Raw genomic sequence first — 18,138 nt, forward strand, 5'->3', positions numbered from 1 at the left:
AGCCATTCCCCAAACATAGCTACTCCCCAAGGCAAATCGAGGATGTGCGCTACGCCAATTGATGCTCCGATCGCACAAGATTTGTGCACTGCATCCAAGCTAACAGATGGACATCTAGAAGTCTAAATTTTTTTGAGTCGCTAACGAATTCACCGCAGCGGCTCACACTTTGGCGGATCAATTCGGGGAGTGATAGAGGAGTTGCGCGAGCGCTTTTACCGCACGCACTATCTCAGATGAACAGTCGTAGGAGGCATTAATGCGCATAAAATGGCGAAATTCTGCTTGATTACTAAAGAGATTCCCCGGCGCAATACTGATCCCTCGCTCAAGCGCGCTATGGTATATCTGCGTCGCATCCATATGGGCAGGCAATGCCAACCAGAGGAAATAACCGCCCGGCTCAAAGTTCACACTCACGGACTCCGGTAAGTGAGCCCGCAGTAACTGATACATGGCAAATTTGCGATCCGCTAAGGTGTGGCGTAAGCGCTTTAAATGACGCTCATATTGGGGCGACTGAATAAAATCGGCGATGGCCAGTTGCATAGGCGCACTGGTTGAGAGGGTCGACATTAACTGCAACCGTTGCAATTGCGGAGCATGGCGCCCTGCGGCAACCCAACCGACTCGATATCCTGCGATCAAGGATTTAGAAAAAGAACCACAATGCAGTACGCAGCCTTGGGTATCTAAGGCTTTAATCGGCCTAGGCGCACTCGAACCGACATAAAGCTCCTGATACACATCATCTTCAATCAGGCTGACATTATGCTCACAAAGCAGTTGATAAATAGCCTGTTTTTTCTGTTCCGATAAACTACAGCCTAAGGGATTTTGATGTAGACTCATCAACCAACAGGCTTTGACAGGATAGCTCTTCAGCACTTCAGCCAAAGCGTTAAGATCAATCCCTTCGCGGGGATCCGTCGCGACAGCAATCGCCCTCAGTTTGAGTCGCTCAATGGCTTGCATTGCGCCATAAAAAGCGGGCGATTCAATCACAACCCAGTCTCCCGCCTGAGTCAGCGCCGCTAAGCTCAAGTTCAGCGCCTCCATCGCCCCCGAGGTAATCAAAATTTCATCGGGCGAGACGCTCATGCCTAACTTGGCATAACGTTGGGAAATCGCCTTGCGTAATCCAGCATTGCCTGGGGGAAGATTATCGGCCGCAAACGACGGTGACATCTGCCGAGTGACCTTAACCAGCGAGCGTGCCAAGGCTTGCTGTGGAAATAAACTGGGATCGGGAAATGCCGAGCCAAAGGGCACAATCCCAGCCTGTTTCGATGCCTGTAATACGCTAAACACAAACTCGTTAATATCGACCTTATCGGAGAAATAGATCTGTCGTTGCGTCTCTGGGTAACGAAAGACTTCAGGCTGAGGCGCTACTATGTAACCCGATTTTGCCTGCGCTAATATCACGCCTTGGCTTTCGAGTAATTGATAGGCGTTCAGCACTGTCATTAAACTCAGCCCCGAATCAGACACGGTTTGCCGCAATGAGGGCAGTTTATCCCCTGCCTGCCAGACACCTTGAGTAATTCGGTTTTTGAGATCCTGCGCTAACTGCTGGTATTTAGACATCTGTTATAGCTAATTCAGCCAATTCTGTATCTGTTATAGCAAGATTACCCCATGGTCTAATAGCACACAAGCCATCAGCGGCGCGAATCCGAGGCGCTGACCGACTGGTATTCACACATCCCTTTGCTGCACTCCTGAGGACACTATGTTTGATTTTGATGCCACCGTACTCGCGAGGATCCAATTCGCTTTTACCGTTTCTTTTCACATTATCTTTCCCGCAATTACTATTGGGTTAGCCACCTACTTAGCCGTGTTAGAAGGACTCTGGTTGAAGACAAACAATCAGATTTATCAGCAGCTTTATCAATTCTGGGTCAAGATTTTTGCCATTAACTTCGGCATGGGCGTGGTCTCAGGCATAGTGATGGCCTACCAATTTGGCACCCACTGGAGTGGTTTTTCGGCCTTTGCGGGCAGCGTAACCGGCCCTCTGCTCACCTATGAAGTGCTGACCGCATTTTTCCTCGAGGCGGGATTTCTTGGGGTGATGCTGTTTGGGCAAAATAAGGTCGGCAAAAAACTGCACTTTTTTGCCACTTGCATGGTGGCCACGGGCACTGTGATTTCAACCTTTTGGATCCTCGCCTCCAATAGCTGGATGCACACACCTCAGGGGTTTGAAATCATTGATAACCGAGTCGTCCCCACCGACTGGTGGCAAATCGTGTTTAATCCTTCATTTCCCTACCGTTTAACCCATATGACGGTTGCCGCCTTTCTCTCATCGGCCTTCTTTGTAGGCGCCTCCGCCGCGTGGCATTTACTAAAAGGCAAGAATACTCCCGCAATTCGTAAAATGCTTTCCATGGCCATGTGGATGGCACTGATTGTTGCACCGCTTCAGGCGGTCATTGGTGACTTTCACGGGCTAAATACCCTTGTGTATCAACCAGTAAAAATCGCTGCAATGGAAGGCCACTGGCGTAATGAAGGGGAAAAACCCACGCCGCTCATCTTATTCGCCATGCCCGATATGGATAGCCAAACAAATCATTTCAGCTTGGAAATTCCGGGATTAGCCAGTCTGATTTTAAAACACGATATAACCAAGCAAGTGCCAGCGCTCACAGAGTTTCCTGCCGAGGATTGGCCCAATGTGCCCTTAGTCTTTTGGAGTTTTAGGGTGATGGTGGGCTTAGGTGTACTGATGATTTTGGCGGGCGTGTGGAGCCTCTACCTTAGACGCAAGCAAAAGCTATACAGCAATCGCCTCTTCCTGCGCTTTGTACTTTTGCTAGGTCCGGCAGGATTAATCGCGACCCTCGCGGGCTGGTTTACCACTGAACTTGGTCGCCAACCTTGGGTTATACAAGGATTAATGCGCACTCAAGATGCCGTTTCATCCCACAGTGTGACCCATTTAAGCCTCAGCCTGTTGATGTTCGTTATCTGTTACTTCGGCATTTTTGGCGTGGGATATCGCTACATGATGCGACTCATTAGCAAAGGGCCTGTAGCGCAAGGGATTGAAAACCATGAATAACAAACCAAGCATTTTATCTTGTCACTCGATTAATCAACCCATTTAAAGGTGCACCATGGAATTCGACTTACCCCTGATTTGGTTTGGGATCATCATCTTTGCCACACTCATGTACATAGTGATGGATGGTTTCGATCTTGGCATCGGCATCTTATTTCCCTTCATCCATGATGAAGACGATAGGGATGTAATGGTCAACACTGTCGCGCCAGTGTGGGATGGTAACGAAACCTGGCTGGTACTCGGTGGTGCTAGCCTGCTCGGCGCCTTTCCCCTCGCCTACGCTATAGTGCTCGAAGCTTTGACCATTCCCTTGCTAATCATGCTGCTCGCCCTGATTTTTCGCGGCGTTGCCTTTGAATTTAGATTTAAATCCAGCGCAGAGACCAAACCCTTTTGGGACAAAGCCTTTATGTTCGGCTCGATTATTCCCACCTTTGCTCAAGGCGTAGTGCTAGGCGCATTTATCTCAGGTATTTCGGTCGATGGACAAAGATTTAGCGGTAGCAGCTTCGATTGGTTATCGCCTTTCTCACTCTTCTGTGGCTTTGGGCTGATGCTGGCCTACGCGCTCCTTGGCGCAACTTGGTTAGTGAAGAAATGCACAGGCACTCTTAAAACGACTATGCAGCAGATCGCTAAAGTCCTCGCTATCTGCCTGCTGATGAGCATAGGAATCGTCAGTTTATGGACGCCCTTCGTACAGCCCAATATTGCTCTGCGTTGGTTTAGTCTGCCGAATTTATTCTATTTTGCGCCTGTACCTCTGCTGGTATTGCTCTGCACTAAGGCACTTATCCGCGCCTTAAATACTGAGGATGACTTCCGCCCCTTCTTGCTAACACTCGCGTTAATATTCTTAGGCTTTAGTGGCTTAGGCATTAGCATCTGGCCACATATTATTCCGCCGACGATCAACCTTTGGCAGGCGGCCGCCCCCGAAAGCAGCTTAGGCTTTATGCTCATCGGCGCACTGATAATTATCCCCTTGATCTTGGTCTACACCTTTTGGAGCTATTACGTGTTTCGCGGCAAAGTCACCAAGGATGCGGGTTATCACTAAAAACGATTTCATGCAGCCGGCCTAGACTCGGCTGCCAGCAACACAAACTTAGGAGATTGCTATGACGACTCAAACTTCATCGCTCCCCAAACGACTCGGCTGGTTACTGCTGATTTGGTGCACCAGCGTCAGTTGCTTACTGCTGGTTTCCCTGTGCCTTAAAATATTGCTGCAAGGCGCAGGGCTGACGACCTAACCGAACAATATTCAACCCAAAAAAATAAATTTATGCGGTAACAAATCTCTAAAAATTAGCGGCATTTTAACGTGGTAAATTTTATTTAATCGGGACATCAACACAAAGCCAGTAATAATGCCGACTGAGACAAAACATGAGTTGATTTATTTTTTTAGTTGGCCTATGGTATCGACAGTTTATTAGTCATTAATCATCAAGTAAGCTAGATGGTTAATTTAACCTTTTTTTGATATGGAGATGTAGCACTATGTTTAAAAATGCATTTTCATCCATCACTCTTAAGCCATCTTCTTTTTTGCTGAATAAGCTTCATTATTTAGCCAGCTTCGTGCGCCTTTCACTTAAATTTCCAGTTTAAGCCGAGTGCTACTCGCACTCGGCAGTCCATCTCTTATTTTTTAATTTATTGCTTCAACTTTTATTTTGGAGCATGGCAGTTATCTAGCTCATATTTGGGGTAGTTATGTTTTATTCTTTTTTTAGCAACCTATTTCAGTCTTTTATGTTGAAAACGGAAACCTATTACCTACAAAACAGTTTTAATGCCTCACTGCGCCCGACTTCATTAGCGGCAGTAATTGCAAAACTGGATCAACTCAAAAGTGAAGAAACCCTAGATAAAGTGACGGTTGGACGAGAGATTTTACTGGTTAATCAACATGACCAGCAGGAATACCGCATCGAGCTGGTGTATCCACCTAGGCACAAACCCAGAGCAGGACGCTACTCGGTGATCTCCGATCTCGGTGTCAGCCTACTCGGACGCACTAAGGGCGAATATGCCGAAGTCAATATTCTAGGTAAACCCGTGTTGTTTATCGTGAAGGATATCGCCCTTTGTAAGAAATAAATCAGAGGAAAAATAGCATTTTCAGAATAAAGCATGTTCAAATTTCAGTGGCAGCATGCTTTTAAATCGCTATTTGCGGCGGCATCTAGCACAGGCATAAATAAAATAGGGAGAACGCTATTTTGAAGTCATTAACAGGCCGCGAAATCAATTAAAGCCAATGAGTCAGCGCTTAAACCTCTTGCATATTTACCGAGTATGGCAGCGCTTATGTAAAATCTATCAAGAGGCAAAAGCTTTATTGTACTGGCTCATAACGCTTTTTATGGTTTAAATTAGCCGAAAGGTTAATTTAAATTGACTATCCGTAAGAATGCGGCGCTACACTCGATAGTCTCATCTTATTAAGTTTCACTTTACTGAGTATCACTTTGCTGAGTTTAAGTTCAGTTAGGAGTATTTGTCATGAGTAAAGAAAAAGCGAAAAAACCGCCGATGAAAACCTTAAAAGAGAAACGTCAGGATAAACGGAATCGACAGAAAAACTCCGATTAATCCCTGTGTAAAAAATCCCTTAAATCCTCTCTTTATTTGTAAGAGGGCGTGGTGACTTCCGCGCCCTCTTTTTTATCCCAGTTGACGGCGATATTGCTCAGGCGAATATTGGGCATATTTTTTAAACATCACTATATAAGGTGAGGTTTGGTTATAGCCCAAGGTCAGCGCCACTTCCTTGATTGCCAATCCTTCACGTAATAGCTGTAACGAATAAATAAACTTATGCCGCTGTCGCAGCTCGGTAAAACTCATCCCAAGGCTGTCTTGGCAACGCCGAGCCAAAGTGCGCTCTGTGGTATGCAGCTCACTCGCCCAGGTCTTAAGGCTCTTTTGGCTGGCGGGGTCGAGTTCGAGTTGCTGCAAAATGGGCTGTAATAATTTATCGCGACTCGAGGGTAAAAATTGCGGCTGTGCCTGACCTAAAATCAACTGGTCGATTAACACCTCAACCAGACGTTTATCCGCTTCGCTCTCAGCCACTCGGACTTGACGCTCCCTCAGATCGTTCACTATCGCCTGTGCTATGGGGGTGACCGCCAGCAGGCAGGTCTCCTCCGGAAAAACACCCGCACGATTTGCCACTATATTCATCGAGCAATAATGGATACTGCGCCGAGTGTAGCTCTCATGCTCAATCCCCGACGGCACCCAAATCGCATATTGGGAGGGCGATAAAAATCGCTGCCCAGCGGCATGCAGCTCCATAATACCGCCGCTGATCAGCTGCAATTGCCCCCAAACGTGGCTGTGTTTTGGGGTGATGGTATTAGGGAGAAAAGCTTCATAGTTAAAGAAAATATCGGCAACAGGTGCTTGTTCCGCCCTGAGCGGATGATAAACGGGACGCATCAGTACTCCACTCCACTGTACTCCATAATAGCGAGTCGATTCGGGGCGCATACAGGAGCTATAACCGAAAAAGGATTGTCCGCCGACGAACTGACATTGTCTTTTAAGCGATATTTATATCATAAAAGACCAAGGATAATAGCAGCCAATCTATGACATCGGGTTTATGTCCTTTCGCCTAACCCCGTCTTCACGCCAATTAAGACTAATCTATGCTGTATTTATTTCCCCTGCTCGCCGTCGTGATTTGGGCAGGCAACGCCATTGTTAACAAACTCTCCTTTGGGATTATCGCCCCCGAAGCGATAGCCTTTTATCGCTGGTTTTTTGCCATGCTAGTGTTAACGCCTTTTATGCTAAAACCCGTCTGGCACAAGCGTAAAACGATTGCACCATTACTGCCCAAACTCGCTACCTTAGCCGCCTTAGGCATGGTATTAAACCAAAGCCTTGCCTACTTTGCCGCGGCAACCACAACCGCTACCAATATGGCCTTAATCAACTCGCTGGTGCCTATGGTGAGCCTGTTTTTGGCCGTGCCTTTACTCAAACAAAAACTGACACCCTTGGTCTTTGGTGGCACTGTGATTTCGCTCTTGGGCTTAGTGTTTATGTTAAGCCACGGGGATATGGCCAATCTTGCCATAGGCGTGACCCAAGGGGATTTACTGTTACTCATCAGCGCCTTTGTGTACGCGCTTTACGGTGTGTTGCTTAAACGCTGGCAATTACCGATATCGACGTGGGAGTCAGTGTATATTCAAGGGCTTATTGCGGTGTTGATGTTAACTCCACTGTTGTTTAGCGCGCCCAGTGTCGCCATTAGCAGCCAAGCCGCACCGTTAATACTCTATGCCGCTCTGGGCGCTTCACTCATTGCACCTTGGGCCTGGATTAATGGCATCAGCAAGTTAGGTGCCGAGCAAACCAGCATTTTCTTCAATTTGATGCCGATCCTCGCGGCTATCTTAGCGGCGATCATTTTGAATGAAACCTTAGCCGTTTATCACTACTTAGGCGGCGCTCTGGTCATCTTTGGGGTGATGTTAGTGCAGGTAAAACCTAAGCTGAAACCCACAGCCCCCATCGCCTGCACCGAATAAATCTCTCTCCTCAACACCCCAAAATCTTGGGGCGTTTTCTTTAATGTTGCCAATAACGGACTTCTCGCTAACTGCTGCAAACACCCAAATAGCGACTAAGCTATTTAATAAGTCGTTTTGTCAGAGAGTTATGGAGAGTCCCATGTTTAATAGCATTAGAGTAAAGTTTTCACTGATGTTTGCCATTATGGCGACAGCCTTGATTGTGATGGCCGTAACCGATGCGATGCAAAGCCGCACCACCCTCAAGCAAATGCAGGAGTTTAGCCAATTATTTAATCCTGCTATTTCGGCCATTCTCAACGCCGACCGCGATCTCTATCAGGCTCAACTGAGTGAAGAAGTACTCCTTCGACCCGATCTCAGCAGCGACAATCGCAAGAGTGAGATAGACAACTGGCAGGAAAATGTCGACCAAGCGCGTGATCGCATGGGGGAGTTTAAAAATTACCTGCAAGAGCATTTAGAAGTCATACAATCCACCAGTGGTTTTGAGGCGCAGTTTTCGCTCTGGTATCAAGCTTCATCGGAAGTCATCAACGCGGTAAAAAATAATAACTTTGAACTGGCAAGACAACTCCATGAAAACAAATCTAAAAAAGAGTTTAAGGCCCTAAGAAATATCTACAATGCCGCGGGAGAAGCTGCTGATAACCGCGTGAAAGAATTGGATTTACAGGCCTCAGAGCAGGCCACCACCCAAACCCAAATTTCGGTCACCATAGCCACCCTTGTCGCTATCGTAGCCCTAGTGATCGCCTACTTTGGTCCTAAAATTATCGTTAATGCCATCCAAGATATCACTGACAGGATCAAGGATATTGTCGATGGCGACGGAAACTTAACCCAGCGTATCCCCATCACCCGCCAAGATGAAATTGGTGAGCTGGCCAATGCCTTTAACTTGTTCGTTGCCCAATTGCAGCAAATGGTTATCGCGATTATCAGCCAAACCAAAGATGTCAGCCAAACCGTTGAAAACCTCGCGACTAAATCAACCACCACTATAGGCATCAGCTACGAGCAGGAACAGTTTGTCGATACCATAGTCACGGCGGTGAATGAGATGAGCGCCGCAGTGCGAGAGGTGGCCAGCAACGCCCTGCATACCGCCACCGAAATCACTAAGGTCAATGACCAAACCATTGAGGGTAAAAACATTCTCACTCAATCGGTTAACCATATTCAGCAACTGTCGGAATCGGTGAAACAAGCCGTAGCGGTTATCGAAAAACTCTCAGTCAATTCCGCCAATATCGCCTCCGTATTGGATGTTATCCGCTCGATTGCAGAGCAAACTAACCTACTCGCCCTCAACGCCGCCATTGAGGCGGCCCGTGCGGGTGAGCAAGGTCGGGGCTTTGCGGTGGTTGCCGATGAGGTGCGGACACTGGCGAGCCGCACCGAAACCTCGACCCAAGATATACAACGTATGATTGAAGAGTTACAACGGGGAGTGAATGATGCGGTGAAGAGCATTGAATCGGGCGCCAGCCTCACGAACTCGACCGTGACCCTCGCCAGTCAGACACAGGATGCTTTAGATGAGATCCTGAACTCCACCTCTAAGGTCAGTGAGATGTCGACACAAACCGCCACGGCCACCGAAGAGCAAACCCATGTGACCGAAGAAATCAATCGTAACTTGACCGAGTTGTCTGACAAGACCCGCTACTGCAATACCGTTATCCAAGAGACTCAGCATATCGTCGTCAATACCCAAACCATTTGCAGCAATCTGCAAAAAGAAGTGTCACGCTTTAAAGTCGCTTAAGGAAAGTAACGCGCCCAGATGTACCAGACTTAGCGTGACTCAAAGACCGATAAAAAAGAGTGCCTAGGCACTCTTTTTTAACGATTAGAGGATACGTTGGCGTGTTAAGGATTGCTGGCGAATTTGCCGGCCGTGCCAATAATGCCAACCAAAGCCACCACAGAGTAACAGCCCTAAAAAGGTGTGTAACAAACTCGCGGCCAACTGCGCCGATTCAGAGCTTAAGTAATACAAGCCAACACCCGTTAACGCTAATGCCAACAAACTGAGTGACATCACTAATCCACTCTTATAATTAAGCTTTTTACGCCAGCCTGCACGAATATGGCTATGCCACAGTGCGCCGAGCAACATGAGCATCAACCAGCCTAGCAGCACATGCATCACAACTGCGGGTAAGCGCAGATCCCCGCTCAGACCAAAATCCACATCCCACTGCAGCTTAAACTCCATCACCCAAGGCAACATAAATAAGCCCGTAAGGCCCGTCACTGTGATGGCAAGGATAATCAACCAGAAAAACCAATTGGGATAACCACTTAATTTTTTCATTTTTATTTATATCGTCAAAAATACTAAAGAGTGATGAAAGCGTTATCGACAAATCTTAGGGCGCGAAGTTGACTAAATCGCCACCCAACTGCTGAATTTTTGCTGCGGCGGTAGCATCGTCAAGGTAACCCGCGACCTTGGTTAACGCATCGGCGCGCCAGGCAAACGGTGCGCGAACACTCACAACCCTTTCTTGGTCGCTGGCACACTGCTGCTCGTCTAAATTGCCCGTCGGTAACAATAACGCGGGGTAATCATGGCTTAAATGCTGGGAAACCCGTGAGCTGGCAAGGGCGGTATTACTGACGTTGATCTTTTGACTCAATCCGTTCGGACCGCGGCACAGCACATTTAATGAAGCGCTGCCAAACACCTTTAAATCGCCACCCGCATTCACCCAGCCGCCGCACACGCCAGCCCGTCGCAATTCAGTGACAGCCATATCGACCGCATAGCCTTTAGCGATACCGTCTAAGGTCAAAATTAACGGGCGAGCTAACCTTGCTTTATCCGCTTGGATTTCAATATCTCGCCAATCCCCCTGCAACAGCAGCGGCATTCCGAGATAAGCAGGCAAGGCGCCGCGGGACATCATCTCGCCGCCCACAGTGCAGTTGAAGAGGTTGTCACTGGCTCGGCCAAACCACTTGGCGAGCTTCAACACCCTCAGGCTATCAGGACTTAAGGATATCCACTGCCCCGGCTGGCGATTCAGTAGATTCAGCTCACTATCCTGCTGGTGAAAACTGAGTAAGCGGCCAATATGGGCCACACGCGAAAAAGCCGCTGTTATAGCGGCTTGAAGGGCAGGCTCATCCAATGAAGGATGAGCATTGTGCCCGGCAACGGACTCAGCGGCAATTTCGACTAAGGTGCCGAGTAAGGGTTTGGCTCTACGTATCACTATGCGACTGACTGCGACAAAAAGAGTTGATGGATAACAAGTAACCGTTTTACGCCATCGAGTAAATTACGGCAACTTAATGTGGCCCCACTAATATTGCTGACATCTTCATCGAGTTTAAAGGGATCTTTGAGGGTTTTACCGTGGAACTGATCGCGCCAACTCGCTTCACGCACTTGGCCGCCGTGGGTTTCACGATAACTGAGCACCTCTAACCCAAGCACTTCGCCCTGCGGACTAATGCCGATGGCGTAGGTAATATACTCATGTTTACCGACAACATCATCCACCACAAACCAACCGAGAAACTGACCGTCCTTTTCAACTTTCCAGATAGGCTGCTGATCTTGACGTTGGCGAACGCCCGATAAATCTTTGATCTGATCTTTCGCATCGGAGCTCAGTAAGGTTGGACGCTCACTAAATACCGCTGCCTTATCAAAAATCAACGCCTGCGCTTGGGCCACTGTTAAATAATCCGCAGAAAATGCAGGGGCGGCCACGACGACCATTGGCATAAACCACAAGCTATTCAGATATGTATGCGCCATTTCAATACCTAGTGTTAAAGCAAAAGCTTGATTCATCGCAGGCAGAGCAACGCTGCCCTGCCTAAGAGTAAAGTACAAATTAGAAGTTAAATGCCACTTTTAATCTGACTTCTTGTTCTGTTTTTTCAATCAGATGTAGACTGGTGTCCTTTTGACCTTCGTACTGCTCACCGCCACCACTTAACTGAGGTAACCAAGTGAGGGTCGCCCACCAATTGGCGCTACCATAGTGCAATGAAGGGCCGGCGAAGAATGACCAACGCTCTTGACCAATCTCAGTTTCAAATTCGGTTTCGAATAACACTTCGGCACTGATAAACCAGTTAGGCGCGAAACGGTAGCTCAGGCCAGTGCCCATTTTCAGCTCCAGTTCCATCTCTGGATCGGTTGACCAATCAAAGTCTTCAGGCAAATTGGCAATTGGCGCACGGTCGGCATAGGTCGATTCCATGCCAAGGTTGCCAACCCAAATTAACTCGCCTTCGAGCATGTACTTTTGAGTCTGTAAGCCTAAATCGAGTGACAGGGTGTCTTTGTCTTGACCAGAGTGCACATCAATCCAGTCATAGTCTAACGAGGCAGTCATAGACAGACCGATATCATCCTTGGCAGGGCTTAAAAACATGTAGCTTAAGCCGACTTCAGCGCCAGAGGTGGCAAAACCAATGTTTTTCTCTTTCGGCAGGTAACCATCGATGATTAAGCCACTGGTATCTAAAGACATAAACTTAGCCGAACCCGATACCGCAAACTTGTCGGTCACACCGTATTCCAGCTCAGTTTCGTAATTAATGCCACGGTAAGTACCTTGGCCTTTGTCGTTACGCAACGTCACTTTTTGATAGAGTTCAATGGCTTCTTTAGGCATAGCCTCAGCGCCTTTGACATAACCAAATAAATCTTCACCCGCAGTGGCTGTGTGGCAGATACCGAGTGTTAGCACAGAGGCAGCGACGACACTCAGGCGATGACGAAAAGATGTGCGCATTTAAACAAAGCTCCAAAGAGTTATTAACATAATTTGGAGGCGATTCTAGTAGAGCAACAAAAACAACGCAAATCATTATCATTAGTGTTTTATCAGATAAAGTACCAAATAATAAGGATATTTCATTTAAAACATGATGTTACAAATTAATATTCAATTAATATTTTTTTGCTATGCAAATCAATCTGCTCAGATCATCACGCATTTCTGCTTAATGACTATACTCACCACAGCCTTGAATCGGCTCACGGCCAATCTACTCACACAAATACAGGGTTCGTTCTTTGCGTGGGGACAACAAAATAGCGGTAATTAACCAACTGATAAATAAGGGCTAAACTGAGTAAAAACCACGATTTAAACCTCTTTTTAACGAACAGATCACAACGGAAGTAAAAACATCTAGACGTCTAGATTGACAGTAAAATGGCAATCCAATATGCTTGGCACCAAGTTGCTAGGATATGATGCCAAAGCGGCATAGATTTTAAGCGAGTTAGACTGCCAAGGATCACGCGGACAACCCGCCGAGTAAAAGAGAAATTACATTGAGTCAATCAGCCCAAACCACTGCACCAAGTAGCCCGGCATCCTTTATTGCCCTGTTACCCTTATTCGTTTTTCTAAGTCTGTTTATTGGCGCAGGCGTCTATTTCCAAAGCCAAGGTGTGGACTTTGCCTTCTATCAATTACCGAGTGTGATTGCCATTCTGCCAGCCATTATTCTGGCCTTGGTATTATCAAAACAAAAACTCAATCAAGCGATTGATACCTTTATCGGCGGTATTGGCCATAGCAATATTATTGCTATGTGTTTGATTTACTTGTTGGCTGGCGGTTTTGCTGCAGTAGCGAAAGCCACAGGCGGTGTCGATGCGACTGTTGCCTTAGGTTTATCACTTATTCCTTCAAACCTGTTACTGCCCGGCTTTTTTGTGATTGCCGCCTTTATTGCCACCGCAATGGGTACCTCTATGGGCACTATTGCCGCCGTGGCACCTATCGCCTTAGGCGTTGCCGATCAGGCACAAATTGATTATGCCCTGATGGCGGGCGCCGTGATGTCTGGCGCACTGTTTGGCGATAACCTCTCGATTATTTCGGATACCACTATTGCGGCCACTCGTACTCAAGGCTGTGATATGAAAGATAAATTCCGTGAGAACCTGATTTTTGCTATCCCGGCTTCACTGTTGACCTTTATCGCCTTTGTGATTGCTGGTCAAGGCCAAGCCGATCTAGCCGCTCAAGAAATTGACTTTATTAAGGTGATTCCTTACCTGACGATTCTGGTATTAGCGGTCGCAGGGTTAAACGTATTCGTCGTCTTGACCTTAGGCATTCTGCTGGCGGGCGCGGCGGGATTCCTGACCATGGACTATGGCGTTATCCAATTTGGTAAGGATATCTACGCGGGCTTTAGCAATATGCAGGAAATCTTCATCCTGTCGATGCTAGTCGGGGGTTTAGCCGCGCTGATGCAGCAACAAGGGGGTTTAGCCTTTGTAAGCAAGCAGATTGAAAAGCTCATCACCCGTTTCTCAAAAGCTCAAGGCGAAGCCTCATGCCGCGCGGCCGAATTAGGCATGGCAGGGATTGTGGCCGTCACTAACAGCTGCGTTGCCAACAACACAGTGTCTATCGTTGTGACGGGTGATATTGCTAAAGATCTGGCAGAAAAACACGGTGTTAGCCCTAAGCGCGCGGCCAGTGTACTCGATATTTTTGCCTGTATTATCCAAGGGTTAATTCCCTATGGCGCCCAAGCACTGCTGATCGCTTCAACCTTTAGCATCACACCGCTGGCGGCCGTCTCCCACGCTTGGTACTGCATGATCCTAGCGGCTGTCGCGATTGCGATTGTGATTTTCCGTAAGCGCCACTAATCTTATTCGACTGTCGATAAAAACAAAGGGAGCCATTCGCTCCCTTTGTTTTTCTCTGCCTAAGGTTCAAATTAGCTCAAGACTTGCCATCAGTTTCGGATTAAGGCAAGTTACAGCGGGTTATTTGCGCGGTATTAACCTTAATTTACGGCATAATCATTCACCCCAAAATGCATCCATAACAATATGAATCCGCAACATGAACCCAGCTTTTACGACTTACATCGCCTGATTACTTGGTTGATTGTGGGTGCGGCGATGCTAAGTGCCACAGGGGTTATCATCGCGCTCTACGCCGAATATCAAGTCGTCGGCACTGCTGCCCTGTTTATGCGTGCCGATTTTCTCGGTGACTATATCAACTCGCCCCTCGCCTATGTCTTTAACCTCGGATTATTAGCCGCAGGGATTTGTATGTTGATCTCTATGGCTGGGCTCTACTTACTTAAGCTCGACAGCTTTAGCCAATATATTGCGCTCACCGGCGCCTGGGTTGGCACCTCGGTGATTTTGATGGGTATTTTTCCGATTAACTTTTTAACCATGCACAGACTGGTTTCCACTAGCTATCTGTTAAGCACGCTAACCCTGCATGCCTTGGTGATTATTGCGGGAATCATGCCTAAACTGATCTGCCCAAGACCTTTGTTTTACTTAAGCTTATTAAGCTTTATGAGTGCCGTTTGTCTGAGCTTACAGCTGGACTGGAGCCAGCTAGATTTCCCGCCCTGCGAGACAGACAATCACTTCTGTTTTGTCGCCGCCAACATGTGGCTGCAAACAAACCTCAATATTATTTGGTGCATCAGCCTTGCATTTGCCATGCGCCGTTTATCCAAAATCCTGTATTATCGCGCCCAAGTCCATCACCCGTTTTAGCTTAGTCATTTATGCGTCTCGCCAAATACCTTGCCCAATGCGGCATTAGTTCACGCCGCGAAGCCTGCCGCTTGATTGAGGCCGGACGCATCAGCCTCAATGGCAAGATAGCCAAGCATACCGATGCCGTGCATGTCGATGCTGACGGTCATTGTCTCGATAGCCTCTGCTTAGATGAAAAGCCCATTTCGGGCACCGAAGCGCTTACCTATTGGATCTTCAATAAAGCCATAGGCACAGATTGCCGTTTGTTAGACGCCGATAAATCCAGTTTGCTGCATATACTACCAACCACGCCAAGACTCTACCCTGTTGGCAGATTAGATAAGGATTCCCGTGGCTTATTGCTGCTCACCAACGATGGCGAACTCACCCATAAACTGATGCACCCCAGTTTTGCTCACAGTAAAACTTACCATGTGCAACTCGATAGACCCTTCAACGATGCCTTTATCGAGCAAATGGCCAGCGGCGTGCAATATAAAGAGGTGCGCACACTCCCCTGCCAAGTCACGCGGTTAAGTGATGTGAGTTTTGAAATAGTGCTTATCCAAGGGTTAAATCGCCAGATTCGGCGCATGTCCAACGCCTTAGGTTATAAGGTGGTCGACTTACAACGCGTCGCGTTAATGACATTAACGCTAGGCTCCTTAGCCGAAGGCGAAATGCGCCCACTCAGCCCAGAGGAAGTTACAGCGCTTAAAGCCGCTGTGGCAATTTAGTGGAAGACAAATGGCGAATGCCCTCAAGCAGCAAATCTCAATTTGAGACAAATACCTGCGCGAACAATATCTGCCAAAGAGCGCCAATGAAGATAGAAACGCCTGAGTCATCTCAGGCGTTTTTGATGGAACGAAGATAGCCTTTCAAGCTGATGCGTTGAGCTACTTTTTATCGGAACGAAGCACTAACTCCACTCTGCGATTCAACTTTTGTCCGGCGTCATTAGTGTTACTGGCCACAGGGCTGTATTCCCCGTTACCGTGGGCGGTTAATTGGACCGACGGAATTTTAAACTCGTCACTCAACTGCTTAATCACGGCTGCGGCGCGGCGCTCCGACAGGCTTTGATTGTAACTCCGCTCGCCCTTGTCATCGGTATGTCCGACCACATAAAAACTCAGCGTCGGATTCTGCTTAAGATAACTCGCGAGGACCTCGAGTACAGGCTTGGACTCAGGTAACAAACGCTCACTGTCATAATCAAACAACAATCCCTCTAATGTTGCCTTGCCTGTTTGGCTAATCGCATCGGTCAGGGCATCGAGGTTAATCGCCACACGATCATCCTTCAGAGTAGAAAGCTCCATTACCCTAAGCGTAGTATCGGCAGGTGTGCCATCGAAATATCCTTGGGAATAGATATCGAAGTAAACATCTCCCTTGGCGTGGCTCAGCTTAAACAGCTGATACTCCTGCCATTCGTCCTCTTTATCGTCCTTGATTAATTTGATGGCATTGATCAGGTTATCATCGTCGCCGCAGGCCGTGCCTTTACAATGGAACACCCGCTCAGCCTGCAGTTTTTGTGCTGCTGCGGCATAATTGCTGTTGATTTCAAACAACGAATAGCTTTCAGGCATCTGATAACTGATTTGGGTAAGCTTGGCGCCCAGCGATTGGGTTTGATAATCTGCGCCCGAGATCCCAACCAATACAGGCACTTGGGTAAAGTTAGTTTGTTTGTAACTGGTAATATAACTGCCGGGCATGCGCCCCAATAAAGGATGGTCGGTCGCGCCTTGAGCATCGTCACTACGCCTATCTTTTATCTCAATTTGCTTCGGCGCCTGCTGTAAAAAGTCACTATTGGCTTGGATCAAATCCAGCGGCTCAGGAATAGAATCGAGGATATCGACCTGCAGATAGGTATATCTATCCTCGCGATTGACGACATAGATACTGGCGTAAACCTCACCGCGAGAACCTTTCAGTTTTGCCGCCACGTAAGCACTGTGATAATCGGCATTCACGCTCTTAAGCGGCTTTAGCTGAGCTTGCATCGCTTGACCATCACCGCAGCTGGCGGCCTGACAGCTAAATAGCACTTCAGCATTCAGTTTTTTAAGCTGTGCAAAATAGTTATTGATCACATGTTCAGGACTATACCCCGCTGGCAACTCAACGCTTTGTCGAGTTAATTTGCCTGATACAGGCAACAGAGTGAACTTATCACCATTCACTGCGGTGATAAGTTCAAAGGGCGTAAAGTGGATGCGCTTTTCTTCAGGCGATTTGGCGTCAGGAAAGGGAGTAAACAGCGATTCAGCATTCACCGCAAAAGTAGCGACACCGCAGGTCGCAGTCAAAAGTACAGCACTCAATAACGTCTTATGTCCCATAAAAAATCCTTTTCTGTGGGGGAGTCTAGCTCTCGCGAAGCAATTAAATAGATAAAAATAGTGACGGGATAATACGATAAAAATTTTTACCTAGGTATTAAACGACATAAAAGTAATACTTTTTATTGAAAAGGAAATACGGGAAATACTGCGAAGAAATAAAGAAAAATATAGAAGCCCCATCTTTAAATAGCACACAGAAGTAGAGATACCATGTTCATATGAATGTGAAAGAGCAGCCATGCTACCAACGGTCACTATTGCAACAATGGCAATTTTAACGACCATTGAACTGTTCATCTGGCTAAAAGCTTTTTGCCCCCAAACAAGACAGTCGAATCGGATATTGCGTTATATGCATTGCCACTGTTTCCCCAGTGACACGCCGTGAATATATCCCTATAGGCTCGACGGCGGCATCCATGCCGCCAACGGTCACTGTTGTAACAGTGGCAATCTTAACGACCATTGAACTGTTCATCTGGCTAAAAGCTTTTTGTCGGATAGGCGACACCTGTTACCAAGTGCCGCCCTCCTAAGAACCGTACGTGCAACTTTCACTGCATACGGCTCAAGCCTCCACGAAGGCATTAAGATAATACCCAGCAACTTACAACGCAGTTT

The 18,138-nt window shown here is 47.4% G+C and carries 16 protein-coding genes; 9 read left to right on the top strand and 7 right to left on the bottom strand.

The genetic code is table 11. The annotated features are described in order from the left end of the window. Window positions 1-177 precede the first annotated feature (177 nt). Window positions 178-1,590: a PLP-dependent aminotransferase family protein gene (locus CBX96_RS13680; RefSeq protein WP_109287054.1), complete on the bottom strand. Its 1,413-nt coding sequence runs from the start codon at window positions 1,588-1,590 to the stop codon at window positions 178-180. A gap of 145 nt (window positions 1,591-1,735) precedes the next feature. Between CBX96_RS13680 and CBX96_RS13685 the strand changes: the two genes are divergently transcribed. The 4 genes from CBX96_RS13685 (at window position 1,736) to CBX96_RS13700 (ending at window position 5,188) form a co-directional block, all read left to right on the top strand. Then, window positions 1,736-3,076, top strand: a complete 1,341-nt coding sequence (locus tag CBX96_RS13685; protein ID WP_109287055.1) for a cytochrome ubiquinol oxidase subunit I — start codon at window positions 1,736-1,738, stop codon at window positions 3,074-3,076. A gap of 55 nt (window positions 3,077-3,131) precedes the next feature. Next, a complete protein-coding gene (gene cydB, locus CBX96_RS13690) occupies window positions 3,132-4,139 on the top strand; it encodes a cytochrome d ubiquinol oxidase subunit II (protein WP_109287056.1) in 1,008 nt (335 codons plus the stop codon). Between the two features lie 61 nt (window positions 4,140-4,200). After that, window positions 4,201-4,335, top strand: a complete 135-nt coding sequence (locus tag CBX96_RS13695) for a DUF2474 family protein (RefSeq protein WP_084789167.1) — start codon at window positions 4,201-4,203, stop codon at window positions 4,333-4,335. A 466-nt stretch (window positions 4,336-4,801) separates the two neighbouring features. Beyond that, window positions 4,802-5,188 (top strand): GreA/GreB family elongation factor, encoded by a 387-nt coding sequence (locus CBX96_RS13700; protein WP_011621721.1) that lies wholly within the window; start codon window positions 4,802-4,804, stop codon window positions 5,186-5,188. Between the two features lie 567 nt (window positions 5,189-5,755). On the opposite strand, the gene CBX96_RS13705 is transcribed toward CBX96_RS13700, so the two are convergent. Further along, window positions 5,756-6,535: a helix-turn-helix domain-containing protein gene (locus tag CBX96_RS13705; RefSeq protein WP_109287057.1), complete on the bottom strand. Its 780-nt coding sequence runs from the start codon at window positions 6,533-6,535 to the stop codon at window positions 5,756-5,758. Window positions 6,536-6,747: 212 nt separating this feature from the next. Between CBX96_RS13705 and CBX96_RS13710 the strand changes: the two genes are divergently transcribed. After that, window positions 6,748-7,638 carry a DMT family transporter gene (locus CBX96_RS13710; RefSeq protein ID WP_109287058.1) on the top strand — a complete coding sequence of 297 codons (891 nt, stop codon included), beginning with the start codon at window positions 6,748-6,750 and terminating at the stop codon, window positions 7,636-7,638. Between the two features lie 142 nt (window positions 7,639-7,780). Next, window positions 7,781-9,412, top strand: a complete 1,632-nt coding sequence (locus tag CBX96_RS13715; RefSeq protein ID WP_109287059.1) for a methyl-accepting chemotaxis protein — start codon at window positions 7,781-7,783, stop codon at window positions 9,410-9,412. A gap of 84 nt (window positions 9,413-9,496) precedes the next feature. On the opposite strand, the gene CBX96_RS13720 is transcribed toward CBX96_RS13715, so the two are convergent. The 4 genes from CBX96_RS13720 to CBX96_RS13735 all read right to left on the bottom strand — a co-directional run bounded on the left by CBX96_RS13720 (window position 9,497) and on the right by CBX96_RS13735 (window position 12,407). Continuing rightward, the gene (locus tag CBX96_RS13720) at window positions 9,497-9,964 is read right to left on the bottom strand and encodes a hypothetical protein (RefSeq protein WP_109287060.1); all 468 of its coding nucleotides are present in this window, start codon (window positions 9,962-9,964) and stop codon (window positions 9,497-9,499) included. Between the two features lie 55 nt (window positions 9,965-10,019). Next, window positions 10,020-10,868 carry an FAD:protein FMN transferase gene (locus tag CBX96_RS13725; protein ID WP_109287061.1) on the bottom strand — a complete coding sequence of 283 codons (849 nt, stop codon included), beginning with the start codon at window positions 10,866-10,868 and terminating at the stop codon, window positions 10,020-10,022. Beyond that, entirely contained in the window at window positions 10,868-11,419 is a 552-nt protein-coding gene (locus CBX96_RS13730; protein WP_011621715.1) for an FMN-binding protein, read from the bottom strand. The genes CBX96_RS13725 and CBX96_RS13730 overlap by 1 nt, the downstream gene beginning before the upstream one ends. A 79-nt stretch (window positions 11,420-11,498) precedes the next feature. Continuing rightward, window positions 11,499-12,407 (bottom strand): DUF6662 family protein, encoded by a 909-nt coding sequence (locus CBX96_RS13735; protein WP_109287062.1) that lies wholly within the window; start codon window positions 12,405-12,407, stop codon window positions 11,499-11,501. A 548-nt stretch (window positions 12,408-12,955) separates the two neighbouring features. Between CBX96_RS13735 and CBX96_RS13745 the strand changes: the two genes are divergently transcribed. The 3 genes from CBX96_RS13745 (at window position 12,956) to CBX96_RS13755 (ending at window position 15,894) form a co-directional block, all read left to right on the top strand. Further along, window positions 12,956-14,293: a Na+/H+ antiporter NhaC family protein gene (locus CBX96_RS13745; RefSeq protein WP_011625394.1), complete on the top strand. Its 1,338-nt coding sequence runs from the start codon at window positions 12,956-12,958 to the stop codon at window positions 14,291-14,293. 186 nt (window positions 14,294-14,479) lie between these two features. Further along, on the top strand, window positions 14,480-15,172 hold the full coding sequence (locus CBX96_RS13750) for a hypothetical protein (RefSeq protein WP_109287064.1): 693 nt from the start codon (window positions 14,480-14,482) through the stop codon (window positions 15,170-15,172). Window positions 15,173-15,183: 11 nt separating this feature from the next. Then, a complete protein-coding gene (locus CBX96_RS13755) occupies window positions 15,184-15,894 on the top strand; it encodes a 23S rRNA pseudouridine(2604) synthase RluF (protein ID WP_109287065.1) in 711 nt (236 codons plus the stop codon). A 162-nt stretch (window positions 15,895-16,056) separates the two neighbouring features. Here CBX96_RS13755 and CBX96_RS13760 read toward each other — a convergent pair whose 3' ends face one another. Continuing rightward, window positions 16,057-17,514, bottom strand: a complete 1,458-nt coding sequence (locus CBX96_RS13760; RefSeq protein WP_109287066.1) for an OmpA family protein — start codon at window positions 17,512-17,514, stop codon at window positions 16,057-16,059. Window positions 17,515-18,138: the final 624 nt, after the last annotated feature.

It is taken from the genome of Shewanella sp. BC20, assembly GCF_003129585.1.
In the GTDB taxonomy this organism is placed as follows: Bacteria; Pseudomonadota; Gammaproteobacteria; order Enterobacterales; family Shewanellaceae; genus Shewanella; species Shewanella seohaensis.

Coding starts and splice junctions, on each gene's coding strand:
- CBX96_RS13680 (WP_109287054.1), bottom strand. CDS start 1,590: ATGTCTAAATACCAGCAGTTAGCGCAGGATCTCAAAAACCGAATTACT.
- CBX96_RS13685 (WP_109287055.1), top strand. CDS start 1,736: ATGTTTGATTTTGATGCCACCGTACTCGCGAGGATCCAATTCGCTTTT.
- cydB (WP_109287056.1), top strand. CDS start 3,132: ATGGAATTCGACTTACCCCTGATTTGGTTTGGGATCATCATCTTTGCC.
- CBX96_RS13695 (WP_084789167.1), top strand. CDS start 4,201: ATGACGACTCAAACTTCATCGCTCCCCAAACGACTCGGCTGGTTACTG.
- CBX96_RS13700 (WP_011621721.1), top strand. CDS start 4,802: ATGTTTTATTCTTTTTTTAGCAACCTATTTCAGTCTTTTATGTTGAAA.
- CBX96_RS13705 (WP_109287057.1), bottom strand. CDS start 6,535: ATGCGTCCCGTTTATCATCCGCTCAGGGCGGAACAAGCACCTGTTGCC.
- CBX96_RS13710 (WP_109287058.1), top strand. CDS start 6,748: ATGCTGTATTTATTTCCCCTGCTCGCCGTCGTGATTTGGGCAGGCAAC.
- CBX96_RS13715 (WP_109287059.1), top strand. CDS start 7,781: ATGTTTAATAGCATTAGAGTAAAGTTTTCACTGATGTTTGCCATTATG.
- CBX96_RS13720 (WP_109287060.1), bottom strand. CDS start 9,964: ATGAAAAAATTAAGTGGTTATCCCAATTGGTTTTTCTGGTTGATTATC.
- CBX96_RS13730 (WP_011621715.1), bottom strand. CDS start 11,419: ATGGCGCATACATATCTGAATAGCTTGTGGTTTATGCCAATGGTCGTC.
- CBX96_RS13735 (WP_109287062.1), bottom strand. CDS start 12,407: ATGCGCACATCTTTTCGTCATCGCCTGAGTGTCGTCGCTGCCTCTGTG.
- CBX96_RS13750 (WP_109287064.1), top strand. CDS start 14,480: ATGAATCCGCAACATGAACCCAGCTTTTACGACTTACATCGCCTGATT.
- CBX96_RS13755 (WP_109287065.1), top strand. CDS start 15,184: ATGCGTCTCGCCAAATACCTTGCCCAATGCGGCATTAGTTCACGCCGC.
- CBX96_RS13760 (WP_109287066.1), bottom strand. CDS start 17,514: ATGGGACATAAGACGTTATTGAGTGCTGTACTTTTGACTGCGACCTGC.